This window comes from Brevibacterium sp. S22, from assembly GCF_004745485.1.
Taxonomy (GTDB): Bacteria; Actinomycetota; Actinomycetes; order Actinomycetales; family Brevibacteriaceae; genus Brevibacterium.
On record NZ_RHFG01000013.1, the window covers coordinates 38,572 to 51,644 of the forward strand.

12 protein-coding genes are annotated in these 13,073 nt (G+C 66.1%); 9 read left to right on the plus strand and 3 right to left on the minus strand.

Going from position 1 to position 13,073, the window contains the following annotated elements; genetic code table 11:
• Positions 1-46 precede the first annotated feature (46 nt).
• Complete coding sequence (locus tag EB835_RS11870) at positions 47-688, minus strand: VOC family protein (protein ID WP_135809679.1); 642 nt, start codon at positions 686-688, stop codon at positions 47-49.
• Between the two features lie 161 nt (positions 689-849).
• The gene (locus EB835_RS11875) at positions 850-1,338 is read right to left on the minus strand and encodes an inorganic diphosphatase (protein ID WP_135809680.1); all 489 of its coding nucleotides are present in this window, start codon (positions 1,336-1,338) and stop codon (positions 850-852) included.
• Between the two features lie 108 nt (positions 1,339-1,446).
• Here EB835_RS11875 and dacB point away from each other — a divergent pair, with 108 nt between their 5' ends.
• The 3 genes from dacB to tilS are packed head-to-tail and all read left to right on the plus strand — an operon-like array spanning position 1,447 to position 4,986.
• Entirely contained in the window at positions 1,447-2,964 is a 1,518-nt protein-coding gene (dacB, locus tag EB835_RS11880; RefSeq protein WP_240688710.1) for a D-alanyl-D-alanine carboxypeptidase/D-alanyl-D-alanine endopeptidase, read from the plus strand.
• Positions 2,961-3,977 (plus strand): zinc-dependent metalloprotease, encoded by a 1,017-nt coding sequence (locus EB835_RS11885; RefSeq protein WP_135809681.1) that lies wholly within the window; start codon positions 2,961-2,963, stop codon positions 3,975-3,977. The genes dacB and EB835_RS11885 overlap by 4 nt, the downstream gene beginning before the upstream one ends.
• Entirely contained in the window at positions 3,964-4,986 is a 1,023-nt protein-coding gene (gene tilS / locus EB835_RS11890; protein WP_240688711.1) for a tRNA lysidine(34) synthetase TilS, read from the plus strand. The genes EB835_RS11885 and tilS overlap by 14 nt, the downstream gene beginning before the upstream one ends.
• A gap of 3 nt (positions 4,987-4,989) precedes the next feature.
• On the opposite strand, the gene EB835_RS11895 is transcribed toward tilS, so the two are convergent.
• On the minus strand, positions 4,990-6,267 hold the full coding sequence (locus EB835_RS11895) for an amidohydrolase family protein (RefSeq protein WP_135809683.1): 1,278 nt from the start codon (positions 6,265-6,267) through the stop codon (positions 4,990-4,992).
• Positions 6,268-6,369: 102 nt separating this feature from the next.
• Between EB835_RS11895 and EB835_RS11900 the strand changes: the two genes are divergently transcribed.
• The 6 genes from EB835_RS11900 (at position 6,370) to folK (ending at position 13,052) form a co-directional block, all read left to right on the plus strand.
• A complete protein-coding gene (locus tag EB835_RS11900) occupies positions 6,370-7,641 on the plus strand; it encodes an MFS transporter (protein ID WP_135809684.1) in 1,272 nt (423 codons plus the stop codon).
• A gap of 47 nt (positions 7,642-7,688) precedes the next feature.
• Positions 7,689-8,240, plus strand: a complete 552-nt coding sequence (gene hpt, locus EB835_RS11905; protein WP_135809685.1) for a hypoxanthine phosphoribosyltransferase — start codon at positions 7,689-7,691, stop codon at positions 8,238-8,240.
• Between the two features lie 179 nt (positions 8,241-8,419).
• Positions 8,420-10,612, plus strand: coding sequence for an ATP-dependent zinc metalloprotease FtsH (gene ftsH, locus EB835_RS11910; protein ID WP_135809686.1), 2,193 nt, complete (start codon positions 8,420-8,422; stop codon positions 10,610-10,612).
• Positions 10,612-11,235, plus strand: a complete 624-nt coding sequence (gene folE / locus EB835_RS11915) for a GTP cyclohydrolase I FolE (protein ID WP_135809687.1) — start codon at positions 10,612-10,614, stop codon at positions 11,233-11,235. The genes ftsH and folE overlap by 1 nt, the downstream gene beginning before the upstream one ends.
• 57 nt (positions 11,236-11,292) lie before the next feature.
• The gene (folP, locus tag EB835_RS11920) at positions 11,293-12,138 is read left to right on the plus strand and encodes a dihydropteroate synthase (RefSeq protein ID WP_135809755.1); all 846 of its coding nucleotides are present in this window, start codon (positions 11,293-11,295) and stop codon (positions 12,136-12,138) included.
• Positions 12,135-13,052, plus strand: coding sequence for a 2-amino-4-hydroxy-6-hydroxymethyldihydropteridine diphosphokinase (gene folK / locus EB835_RS11925; protein WP_135809688.1), 918 nt, complete (start codon positions 12,135-12,137; stop codon positions 13,050-13,052). The genes folP and folK overlap by 4 nt, the downstream gene beginning before the upstream one ends.
• Positions 13,053-13,073 lie beyond the last annotated feature (21 nt).

The window sequence follows — 13,073 nt, forward strand, 5'->3', positions numbered from 1 at the left end:
CACAGCAGTCTCGGCGCTCCGGCGTTGTCTCGGCGCTGAGAAGGTGTCAGATGACGACGGGGCCGTTCTTCGTCTCGAAGCTCACCGACATGATGCCCGGCGTCCCGTGGGGCGAGGACCAGTCGATGTTGATCTCCGGAATCGGCTTGGCATCCTGAGTCCCCAGCCAATCCCGCAGGCGATCACGGTCGCCCGCGATCTGCAGAGTGTCGATGGCGACCTCGGAGTTCGTCTTATACGTCGAGGGGTGCTGTGAGGAGTCGGCGGACCAGTTGATGAAGAACGGCAGCTGGGGATCGGCGATGAGCCCCTTGACGCCGATCTGCAGCCACTTGAGCTCCAAACCGGACTCTGGTGTGCGGTTGCCGTCGACGGCCTTGCGTTCGAGGCGGGTTTCGACAGCGGCGAGATCGTCGACCGAGACGCACCAGCCCATCCAGCCGCCGCCGAGCTCGGAACGAGCCCGGACAGCCTGGCCGAACGGTGTTGAGAGAGCGGCCGGGTGCTCCAAGGCTTCTACGACTTCGAGGTAGTGGCCGTTCGCGAGAGGGAAGATGAGGTTTCTGGTGCCGAATCGAGGATGCACACCGCCGTCGTAGGGAACCACTCCGAGCTTCTCCGAGATCCGCTCGGCAGTCGCGCGATATCCATCTGGTTCACTGGCGAATGACACATGATCGAGTTTCATGACTCGACGATGGCACAACCTGGCTCACACTGCCCCTTAGGGTCACCTAAGAAATCGTGATGATCGTCACGCTCCCGGCGGCCGGACATCCCCTGACACGACTCGGCCGCCCGGATGACGACATCCGGGCGGCCGAGAATCGAGAGTGCAGAAGGGAAGGCTCAGTGGCCCTCGGCCTTGAAGCGTTCGATGGAGGCGTTGATCTCCGCCTCGGCGGCTTCGCGACCGGCCCAGCTCGAGCCCTTGACGTACTTGCCGGGTTCGAGGTCTTTGTACCGGTTGAAGAAGTGCTCGATCGAGTCGAGCATGAACTGGTCCACATCCGAGATGTCGGTATAAGAGTCCCAGCGGGGATCTCCGGCAGGAACAGCGAGGACCTTGTCATCGCCGCCGGCTTCGTCTTCCATCTGGAACATGCCGATGGGGCGGATGTCGATGAGCACACCTGGAAACAGGGGCTCGGGCAGCAGCACGAGCACATCGAGAGGGTCGCCGTCGTTTCCGAGTGTGTCCTCGATATACCCGTAGTCGGCGGGGTACTGCATCGAGGTGAAGAGGTAGCGATCGAGCTTGACCCGACCGGTCTCATGATCGACTTCGTATTTGTTGCGGGACCCCTGGGGGATCTCGATTGTGGCCAACAGTTCCATAGTGCTCCTTCACGTTAGGGGTGCATCACTAGAATAGATGGTACAAGTCCCCCTCACCGCCCATCGACGGCGGCCACTGCACGGTCGTCGAGGAATGAGAGCCTGCGTTTGAACGACACCGATGCGCCGCAGAATCCGTCGGACTCCGGCTCCCCGCGCCGCGACCGCAGGCAGACGAGCTCGCGACGGAAGAAGGGCGGTGCGATCGCTGCGGGAGTCCTCGTCCTCGCCCTCGGTGCCTATGCCGTCGTCGACGCGTATGACCTCGTGCCCGGCCTGCCCGGCGTCCTCACCACCGAACCCCAGGTCGAGGTCCAGAGCGTGCCCGCCCCGCAAGCCCACGCCCAGCAGGCGTCCGCCCCCGCCTCGGCGGTCGACGATTCCGCCCCCGTCCCCACCCAGATCCCGAAAGAGATCGACGCCATTCTCAAGGAGTCGAAAGTCAAAGGCTTCGGCCTCGAGGTCCGTGACGGTCTCAGTGACGATGTCCTCTACGCGAAGAATGAGACGAAGCCGCGCACTCCTGCCTCCGTCACGAAGGTGTTCACCGCGGCCGCGGCCCTGTCCGCGATCGGCGGGGAGACGCGCTTGGCGACGACGACGGACTTCGACGCGGACACGAACACCCTGACCCTGACCGGTGGAGGGGACGTGCTGCTGGGCGCCGGGGACTCCGATCCCGGTTCGGTCAACGGCCACGCCGGCCTGCGGTCCCTGGCCGAGGACACCGCCGCGAAACTCAAGGACGAGAACATCACCGAGGTGGCTCTCAACCTGGACACGAGCCGCTACGTCGGCGAGGACTTCGATCCCGGGTGGGATCGGGTCGATATCGCCAAGGGCGTGATCACCCCTATCCAGCCCATCATGGTCGACACCGCCTATATCGGGTCGAAGCAGGCCGAATGGCGCGGCCGCAGCGAACACCCGGCGCAGGACGCGTTCTCGACCTTCGAAAAAGAACTGAAGAAGACCGGGATCACCGTCACCGAGGCGGCCGCCGAGTCCGAGGACTCCGACCCCGACGCCGCGGACGGGCCCGACACCACCGACGACGAGGGCTCTGACGAGCTCGCCCGGGTGGAATCGGCGACGATCTCCGAGATCGTCGAATACGCGCTCGTGCACAGCGACAACGTCGTCGCCGAGATGCTCGGCAACGAAGTCGCCATCGCCCAGGGCAAGGAAGGCAGCTTGGACAACGGCCCGGATGCGGTGCTCGAATCCCTCGGCGAGTCCGTCGACCTCGGTCGCACCCACCTCGTCGACACCTCGGGGCTGTCGTACGACAACCGGATCGCCCCGCATGATCTCACGACAGTCCTGCAGGCCTCCGTCGTCGCCGACGATTCTCTGGCCGGTCTCGTCAGCTACTTCCCTGTCGGCGGGCTGACCGGCACCCTGCATGATCGGTTCGGTGATGAGAAGAACGCCTCCGGCGTGGTGCATGCGAAGACCGGGACTCTCTCGACGGTGACCTCCCTGGCCGGAGGGGTGCTCGACGCGGAGGGACGCTATCTCGTATTCTCCATCCAGATCGACGACGTGGATAAGGACAAGATCTTGGAAGCCAGGAAGACCGTGGACGATATCGTCACCGCACTCGCGAACTGTGGTTGCCGATGATCATCGATGAGGATTTCGCCGCCCGCACCGCTCGTGAGCTCGTCTCCGCAGCGAAGGTCCCCGAACGGGGTGTGCTCGACGCGCTCGTGACCGGGATGAAGGACAATGCGCTGACCGCGCAGGACCTCGTGCTCGACTCGTTCCTGCTGCCCCCGGAGCAGGCCGATGCTGTCCGCAACAGGCTCGCCGCCGGTTCCGTGCTCGTCCTCGACCAGGTCAGCTGGGTCAAAGCCAATGCCCAGTCCGTCAACGGAATGCTCGACGAGGCGGCACTGCCCGCCCCCGTCAGCTCCGCCACCGCGAAGGCGGGTGCCGTCGAGGTCGCGGGAGTGCTCTCACTCCTGTCGACCCGCGTGCTCGGCCAGTTCGATCCCTTCTCCGTGAAGACGGGGAGACTGATGTTCGTCGCTCCCGCCGTGCTCATCGCGGAGAAGGCGATGGATGTCGACCCGCGTGACTTCCGCATGTGGGTGGCCCTCCACGAAGCCACCCACCAAGTGCAGTTCGCGACCGCCCCCTGGCTGCGCGAGCATATGCGCACGCTGCTCTCCGGGGCCGTGTCGACCCGGCTGACGATGCCGGGAGTCGGCGGCATCGTCGACCTCTTCGCCACATTCGGGCGCATCATCAAGGGTGAGGCCAGCATCGTCGACCTCATCCGCGACGAGAACATGCGCACCGCTCTGGACGAGGCCACCGCGATCCTGTCCCTGCTCGAAGGCCATGCCGATGTCGTCATGGACGAGGTCGGCGCCGGAGTGATCCCGAGTGTCCGCAGGCTGCGCCGCAGGTTCGAGGCCCGGCGTGATGCCAGCCAAGGCGGATTCCTCACAAATCTGCTCGGGATGGACCTCAAGCTCGCGCAGTATCGTGACGGAGCGAAGTTCGTTCGCGCCGTCCGCCGTGAGGTCGGGCAGAAGGGCTTCTCCCGCATCTATGCCGAACCTGCGAACCTGCCGCGCACAGCAGAGATCCACGAACCGCAGCTCTGGCTCGACCGTGTCCACGGCTGAGGGTTCGCACGGCAGGACCTCGCCGAGGCGGCCGAGCCTCGACCCGGCCAGCGGAGCCATCCGCAATGCAGTCCGGGCCGGACTCGCGGCAGCCGGAGCCTCGGATCCGGGAGTCATCGTCGCGGTGTCCGGGGGAGCGGATTCGATGGCGCTCCTCCACGCGACCGCATTCCTCCACCGCCGCGGTGAGATCCGCGCCCGTGCCGTCACCGTCGACCACGGACTCCAAACAGTCACCGCCGAGGTCGCCGCCCGCGTCGCTGCCGCCGCCGAATCATGGGGCATGCCCGCCGAGGTCATGCCGGTGAGCATCGATGCCGGAGAAGAAGGGCTCGAAGCCGCTGCACGCACCGCCCGCTATGCCGCCCTCGAAACCGCACGGACCGCGGCCGGAGCCGACTGGATCCTCACCGCCCACACCCGCAGGGACCAGGCCGAGACCGTGCTGCTCGGCCTCATGCGCGGATCGGGCACCCGGTCACTGGCCGGGATGAGCCCACTGACCGGACACCTGATGCGCCCCCTGCTCGGCCTCGACCGGGACCAGACCGAAGCATCGTGCCGGGCGCAAGGCGTCGAGGTCTGGAACGACCCGATGAATGCCGACACCGCGTTCACCCGTATCCGGGCCCGGCGGCTGCTGGCCGGAGTCGAAGCCGAACTCGGCCAGCCGATCACCGCGAACCTCGCCCGCACCGCCGATCTGTGCCGAGCCGACGCCGATTTCATCGATGCCCGTGCCGAGGCGGAGGGGCAGCGGATCAGGGGAGTCGCCTCGGTGCCGGTGGAGATCTTCACCGCACTCGACGACGCGGTGTTCAGCCGGGTCGTGAGAGAGTGGGTGGTCTCACTCGGTGTGCCCGGCCAGAACCTCGGAGCGGTGCGGGTCGCCGAACTCTGTGCCCTCATCCGCGACCGCGCACGCGGTCGCCTGTCCCTGCCGGGAGACACGGAAGTCGTCGTCTCGGACGGTCAGGCCGTATTCCGAACAGCCGCGAAAGCCCGCTGAGACTCAGCCCAGCCGAGCCCCGCCGATCAGCTCACCGCCGGAGGCGATGAGTCGGCCCGCCTTGAACACATCTCGATCAGGCGGGCAGTCCATGACCGCCGAGGTGACCGTATCGGCATCGACCAGCACGAAATCGGCGGGAGCACCCACTCCCAGACCGAACCGGGAATCGCCGATCAGCGCCGAGCCGTCCGGGCGGGCGCCGGCCATGACCCGGGCGCCCCCACGCGAGGCGATATCGAGACAGCCTTCGATATCGGCATCGAGCCGGAACCCGTTCGTGAACGCCAGCTGCCAGGTCCGACGCAGCAGATCGCCGTCGCCGTACGGGCTCCAGCAGTCCCGCTGCCCGTCCTCACCGAGCCCCAGAGTCAGGCGACGGTGAGCGATCGCAGCTTGGGGCAGCACTCCTTTGGCTGGGGCGACAGTCGTCAGGGCCACTCCCGCCTCGGCGAGGGCATCGAGGATCCCGGCCACCTCGGGTTCGGGATTCGTGTTGAGCGCGAAAGCATGAGACACCGTGACCTGCCCGGCCATGCCCGCGGCCCGAGTGCGGGCCGCGATCTCCTCGAGGGAGAACAGTCCCGCGGTGCCCGCTTCATGCAGGTGGATGTCGATGCCCTTGCCGTGCCTGTCCGCGAGAGCGAACACCGTGTCCAGGTGAGACGCCGGATCCCGGTCGTAGAGCAGCGGATCGAGACCACCGACGAGGTCGGCACCCTCGCTCAGAGCTGCATCGAGCAGCTCCCGCACACCCTTCTCGCTGACGATCCCTGCCTGCGGAAACGCCACGATCTGGCCTTCGAGAACATCGGCATGCGCCTCGAGCGCGGCCTTGACTCCGTGGAAGCGCTCGAGCCCGCAGTCGGCGTCGACCTGAGCGTGCGAGCGGATGCGTGTGCCCCCGGAGGCGATGATCCTCGCAATCGCATACGTGGCCTGATCGCCGACGCTGCGCTCACCGTGCCGCCAATTCCGGCGATCGTTCATGATGTACCCGTGCAGAGTGCCGTCGGCGGTGTGCGGGCGGAACGTCTGACCCAACCGATTCGAATCCAGATGAGCATGGACATCGCCGAGGCTGGGCAGCAGGATCCGCCCCGCCCCATCGATGACGTCGACCGCGGCAGCGGAGCCCTCGGGATCGAGCGTGGAAGGCGGAGCAGGGGAGGAGCCGTCAGCGGGCGAGAAGCCGGAGAACCGGCCCTCGGAGATCTCGACATCGACGGCCGGGGACTCGGGCACACGCGGAAACAGCCGCACATTCTTCACAGTCGTCATGGGTTCAGCCTAAGGCGTGAGAACGGTATACCATCGGAGGCGGCATGGGCCCGTCGCCGTCCCCGCCGCCGATCGATGACAGGCATCTGAAAGGATGTGGCCATGACGACTTCGCCCGAGCAGGGATTCCGACGCTCCCGCGGTCTCGACGTTCTGGCCTTGGCCTGTCTCGTCCTCATCGCCGCCTCACTGCGTCCGGCCGCCTCGTCGCTGGGCCCCGTGCTCTCCGAAGTCAAAGAGGGATTCTCCCTGGCTGAATGGCAGACCGGTCTGCTCACCGCTCTGCCGGGACTCGTGTTCGCGATCTGCGGCATCATCGCTGTGCCCCTGCTCAGACGATTCGGCCTGTTCTCCGCTCTGGCCATGAGCGCCGCCTTCATCGTCGCAGGCATCGGACTGCGCTCCATCGTCACCGAATGGGTGGCCTTCGCGCTGCTCACCGTCCTGGCCCTGGCCGGAATGTCGATCGGCAACGTCATCCTGCCCGTCTACGTCAAGTCCCGCTTCCCGCATCGGCCCACCCTCGGTGCCACGACGTTCACCGTCTCTCTGGGACTGGGTTCGATGCTGCCCTCACTGTTCACAGCGCCCCTGGCCGAATCGTTCGGCGGGTGGCGCGTCGGCCTCGGCTTCTGGGCCGTGCTGCCCTTCGCAGCCCTCATCACCTGGACGGTGCTGCGGACTCTGAAGTCCGTGCCCATCCTCTCCGGGCCGGCGGCAGAGCCCGATGGCGAACGGGTGGAAGCGCAGCCTCGGCGAGCGGTCTTCGCCTCGCCCAAAGCCCGGTACATGGCGATGTTCTTCGGCCTCCAATCGGCCAACGCCTATGTCCAGTTCGGGTGGGTGCCGCAGATCTACCGCGACGCCGGACTCGACCCGTTCCTCGCCGGAATCATGCTCACGATCGTGACCTTCGGCGGCCTGCCCGGCGGATTCCTCGCCCCGCAGATCATCGTCCGCAGCATCGCCCCACGCGCCTTCCTCGTCTCCTTCGGCGTCAGCGCCGTCGCCGGCTATACGGGACTGCTGCTCAGCCCGGCCACCACCCCCTGGCTGTGGGCGGTTCTGCTCGGCTACGGCGGATTCGCCTTCCCCGCCGCGCTGGCGCTGATCACCTCGCGCACCCGCGAGGTCTCCGTCACGGCCTCGACCTCGGCATTCGTCCAGTCCTCGGGTTATGTGCTCGCCGCGCTGGGCCCCCTGGCCGTGGGCGGGCTGCTCGGGTGGAGCGGCGGCTGGCAGGTGCCGCTGTGGTTCATGGTCGTCATCTCCGCGCTCATGGCGATCACCGGCTGGCTGTCAGCCGGTCCGGGAAATGTCGACGACGAACTGGCATCGCGGCCCGGGCACACTGGCACCGGTGAGGCAAAGTGACCCATAATGGAATCTCCAGGACCCACTTCTGAGGAGAATCAACACTCGTGGACATCAACGATCTCGGCAATGACATCGAAAAAGTACTCGTTTCGGAAGAGCAGATAGCCGCACGACTCGTTGAACTGGCCGCCGCCATCGATGAAGACTACAAGGGCAAGGACATTCTCCTCGTCGGCGTCCTCAAGGGGGCTGTCATGGTCATGGCCGACCTCGCGCGCGCCCTGCACTCACCGGTGACGATGGACTGGATGGCCGTGTCCTCCTACGGATCGGGCACCAAATCCTCCGGCGTCGTGCGCATCCTCAAAGACCTCGACACCGACCTCACCGACCGTCACGTCCTCATCGTCGAAGACATCATCGACTCGGGGCTGACCCTGTCCTGGCTGGTCCAGAACCTGCGCACCCGTGGCGCCGCGACCGTCGAGATCTGCACCATGCTGCGCAAGCCCGAAGCCGTCAAGGTCGACATCGACGTCAGGTACGTCGGCTTCGACGTGCCCAATGAGTTCGTCATCGGCTACGGCCTCGACTACGCCGAGAAGTACCGCAATGTGCCCTTCGTCGCGACCCTGGCTCAGCACGTCTACAGCTGAGCCCGCCGGCTCCGCATTTTACGCCCGCGGCGAACCTGGGCCGAGTCCGGGGCGTGTGACGGAACAGATCCGGCACGCATTCGGGCTATAGGGGTGCGAAGTACTAGGCTGTGGGGGATGTTCCCAGGCAGCCTCGGTAGCCTGAAACGGTTGCCCACATCTTTTTCCTGAGAGGACTTATGGCCGAGTCGAACAAACGTCGCCCCCTGCTGAACAAGGCGACGAAGGGCCCATTGGTCTGGATCGTCCTGGCACTGCTCGTCGTATCGATCGGTGCTCTGCTGTTCAGCCAGTCCGGATTCAGCCAGATCGACACCGAACAGGGTCTGGAGCTGCTGAAGGACGACAAGGTCGAACAGGCCAAGATCGTCGACAAGGACCAACGCGTCGACCTCACGCTCAAGGACGACTTCAAGGTCGACGACAAGGACTTCGGCAAGAAGGTCCAGTTCTTCTACGTCGAACAGCGCGGCGAACAGGTCGTCAAGGCCGTCGACACCGCGGGCCCGGACAAGGGCTTCACCGATGAGGTTCCCAAGCAGAGCTGGCTGATGTCGCTGCTGGGCACGCTCATTCCGTTCGTCATCATCTTCGTCGTCTTCTGGTTCCTGATCTCGCAGATGTCGGGCGGGAAGATGATGAACTTCGGCAAGTCGAAGGCGAAGCTCGTCAACAAGGAGAACCCGGACGTCACTTTCACCGACGTCGCCGGAGTGGACGAAGCCCTCGAAGAGCTCGAAGAGATCAAGGAGTTCCTCGCCGAACCGGATAAGTTCAAGGCCGTGGGGGCGAAGATCCCCAAGGGCGTGCTCCTCTACGGTCAGCCCGGTACGGGCAAGACGCTGCTGGCCAAGGCGGTCGCCGGCGAGGCCGGAGTCCCGTTCTACTCGATCTCCGGCTCCGACTTCGTCGAGATGTACGTCGGCGTCGGAGCCTCCCGCGTGCGTGACCTGTTCGAGCAGGCGAAGTCCAACGCTCCCTGCATCATCTTCATCGACGAGATCGACGCTGTCGGCCGCCAGCGCGGCGCCGGAATGGGCGGCGGCCACGACGAGCGCGAACAGACGCTCAACCAGCTGCTCGTCGAGATGGACGGATTCGACGTCAAGACCAATGTCATCCTCATTGCCGCGACCAACCGGCCCGACGTCCTCGACCCGGCGCTGCTGCGCCCCGGTCGCTTCGACCGGCAGATCCCCGTCGAAGCCCCGGATATGAAGGGCCGCAAGCACATCCTCGAGGTCCATGCCGCCGACAAACCGCTGGCCGACGAAGTCGACCTCGGCCAGGTCGCCAAGCGGACCCCCGGGTTCTCCGGTGCTGACCTGGCCAATGTCCTCAACGAGGCGGCTCTGCTCACCGCGCGTGAGGATGCGAAGGTCATCGACAACCGGATCCTCGACGAAGCCATCGACCGCGTCATCGCCGGTCCGCAGAAGCGGACCCGCCTGATGAACGACAAGGAGCGGCTCGTCACCGCCTACCACGAAGGCGGACATGCGCTCGTCGCAGCGGCCATGAATCAGACCGACCCGGTCACGAAGGTCACGATCCTCCCGCGCGGACGAGCACTGGGCTACACCATGGTGCTGCCCAGCGAAGACAAGTACTCGACGACCCGCAATGAGCTCCTCGACCAGCTCGCCTATGCGATGGGCGGCCGAGTGGCCGAGGAGATCGTCTTCCACGACCCGACGACCGGGGCGAGCAACGACATCGAGAAGGCGACGAACATCGCCCGCAAGATGATCACTCAGTACGGCATGAGCGAGAAGCTGGGCATGGTCAAGATTGGCGAGGACCAGTCCGAGCCCTTCGCCGGACGCGGCTACGGCGGCGGCGACGAGTACGGGGATTCGACCCTGTCCTCGATCGATGCCGAGGTTCGCGGTCTCATCGACTCCGCACATGCCGACGCCTACTGGGCGCTGACGCACAATCGCGATGTGCTCGACGACCTCGCCTACCAGCTGCTCGAACGCGAAACGCTCGACCAGGCGGCCCTCGAGGAGATCTTCGCACCCGTCGTCAAGCGCACCACCCGCGAGGTGTGGCTGGCACATGATGATCGTCCCGTGTCCGAACGCGGCCCCATCGTCCCGCCCGCACCGCAGAGTGAGCGCAATGCCGGTGACGGGTCGACCGGCGCCGAGGTGGACACCACCGATCTCCCCGGAGCCGGACCCACCGGGGTCAGCGGACCTCATGTTCCCCACAACCCGCCGGGACCCGAGAACCCGAACGGTCCCACCGGCCCGACGGGCGGCCCTGCTGGGGGATCGACCGGTCCCACCGGCCCGGGCACGGGTGGTCCCGGAACAGGCGGACCGGGGACGAATGAAACGAACGAAGACAGAGGGAACAACGACTGATGGCCGATATCGAAGAGGTCTCCGCCGGCCTCGGGCCCGCTCCCGCCGGGCAGGAGAACAAGGTCGACCAGGAGCGCATCGCCGCTGCAGTGCGTGAGATCCTCATCGCCGTGGGCGAAGACCCCGACCGGGAAGGTCTGGTTGAGACTCCGGGCCGGGTGGCCCGGGCCTATGAGGAGATCTTCGCCGGGCTCCACCGCGACCCGGCCGAAGTCCTCGGCGTCACCTTCGATCTCAGTCATGAGGAACTCGTCCTCGTCCGCGAGATCGACCTGTACTCCACCTGCGAACACCATCTGGTGCCCTTCCACGGTGTCGCCCATATCGGCTACATCCCGAGCAGGAACGGCAAGGTCACGGGACTGTCGAAACTGGCCCGCCTCGTCGAGATCTATGCTCGTCGCCCCCAGGTGCAGGAACGCCTGACCTCGCAGATCGCCGATGCGCTCGTCGACCACCTCGACCCGCAGGGCGTCATCGTCGTCGTCGAGGCCGAACACCTGTGCATGACCATGCGCGGCGTCCGCAAGCCCGGTGCCTCGACGATCACCTCGGCCGTGCGCGGGCAGCTGCGCGACAGCGCCTCCAGAGCCGAAGCGATGAGTCTCATCCTCGGTCGCTGAGACCAGAGCACGGATCACACAGCGATGGATCATTCAGCAGTGAAGACGACGCAGGTCATGGGCGTTCTCAACGTCACCCCCGACTCCTTCTCCGACGGCGGACTGTGGTTCGACCACGACCGTGCCGTCGCCCACGGACTCGAACTCATGGCCACCGGCGCCGACATCATCGACGTCGGAGGCGAATCGACGCGACCGGGATCGGCTCGCGTCGACGAAGCCGAAGAGCTGCGTCGCGTCGTCCCGGTCGTCCGTGAACTCGCCGCCGCTGGAGCCGTGATCAGCGTCGACACGATGCGTGCCCGAGTCGCCGAAGAGTCCCTGGCAGCCGGTGCTGACATCATCAACGACGTCTCCGCCGGACAGTCGGATCCCACCATGCTCAGCGTCGCCGCCGAAACGAGCGCTCCGATCGTGCTCATGCACTGGCGCGGCTACCTCGGCCAGGCGTCGGCGACCTTCCACTACGACGATGTCGTCGCCGAGGTGATCGCCGAACTGCGCACCCGCATCGACGAAGCCATCGCCGTCGGCGTGAAGCCGGAGAACATCATCGTCGACCCCGGCCTCGGCTTCTCGAAGAACGCCGATCACAACTGGCAGCTGCTGGCCGCGCTCGACGAATTCGCGGCCCTCGACCATCGTCTCCTCGTCGCCGCCAGCAGGAAGCGCTTCATCGCCTCCCTGCTCAGCCCCGACGACCCGAAGCAGGCCGAACCGGCGGCGAAGGACCAAGCCACGGCCACGATCTCCGCGATCTCCGCGCAGGCCGGTGCCTGGGCGGTCCGTGTCCACGATCCGGCCACCTCGGCGATCGCCTGCAAGGTCATCGCCGCGGTCGGGCAACACTCCCCGGCAGCGCACCCCGCAGCGAATCCGGGCTCCGGCGGAGTCTCGCAATGACCGGCATCGAGTCGGCCCCCGACCGCATCGAACTGCGCGGGCTGACGGTGCGCGGCAACCACGGGGTCTTCGACTTCGAGAAGCGCGAGGGTCAGGATTTCGTCATCGACGTCACCCTGCACACTTCGGTCGAACGGGCAGCAGCCACTGACGACCTCACCGAGACGATCCATTACGGGGAGCTGGCCGAAGACGTCGCCGGCATCGTCGAGGACAACACCTTCGACCTCATCGAAACCCTCGCCGAACGCATCGCCGACCACTGCCTGAACCTGTGCGAACATGTCGAAGTCGTCGTCCACAAACCCTCCGCACCGATCCAGCGGGCCTTCGACGATGTGCGCATCCGCGTCGAACGGTTCCGCACCACCCCTGCGGCCGCCTCGGCGGGAGAGACCGCGGCCACTGAGACCGAGGCGTATCTCAACCTCGGGGCGAATCTCGGCGATGCTGCGGACACCCTCGATCAGGCGGTTGCCGCGCTCGATCGGCACCCGGAGATCACCGTCACGCGCCGGTCCTCGCTCTTCCGCACCGCACCCTGGGGAGGGGTCGAACAGAACGACTTCCTCAACGTAGGACTGCTCGTGTCCACCTCACTGTCGGCGCTCGAGCTGCTGTCGGTGGCGCAGGGAATCGAAGTCGCCTGTGGGCGGACCAGGCAGCTGCGGTGGGGGCCGCGCACCCTCGACATCGACCTCATCCGCTTCGGAACCGAAGGCGCAGAGCTGGACAGTCGGACCCCGAGACTGACCCTGCCGCACCCGCGCGCCCATGAGCGCGCCTTCGTGCTCGCTCCCTGGGCCGAACTCGTCGGCGACACACTCATCGACACCCCACAGGGACGCCGGTCCATCAGCGCAGTCCTGGCGGAACTCGATGATCAGGACATCGCCCGAATCACCCCTGGATAACCGCTCGCGATCTGAGACACT

Coding starts and splice junctions, on each gene's coding strand:
- EB835_RS11875 (WP_135809680.1), bottom strand. CDS start 1,338: ATGGAACTGTTGGCCACAATCGAGATCCCCCAGGGGTCCCGCAACAAA.
- EB835_RS11900 (WP_135809684.1), top strand. CDS start 6,370: ATGACGACTTCGCCCGAGCAGGGATTCCGACGCTCCCGCGGTCTCGAC.
- EB835_RS11885 (WP_135809681.1), top strand. CDS start 2,961: ATGATCATCGATGAGGATTTCGCCGCCCGCACCGCTCGTGAGCTCGTC.
- EB835_RS11895 (WP_135809683.1), bottom strand. CDS start 6,267: ATGACGACTGTGAAGAATGTGCGGCTGTTTCCGCGTGTGCCCGAGTCC.
- folE (WP_135809687.1), top strand. CDS start 10,612: ATGGCCGATATCGAAGAGGTCTCCGCCGGCCTCGGGCCCGCTCCCGCC.
- ftsH (WP_135809686.1), top strand. CDS start 8,420: ATGGCCGAGTCGAACAAACGTCGCCCCCTGCTGAACAAGGCGACGAAG.
- folK (WP_135809688.1), top strand. CDS start 12,135: ATGACCGGCATCGAGTCGGCCCCCGACCGCATCGAACTGCGCGGGCTG.
- EB835_RS11870 (WP_135809679.1), bottom strand. CDS start 688: ATGAAACTCGATCATGTGTCATTCGCCAGTGAACCAGATGGATATCGC.
- folP (WP_135809755.1), top strand. CDS start 11,293: ATGGGCGTTCTCAACGTCACCCCCGACTCCTTCTCCGACGGCGGACTG.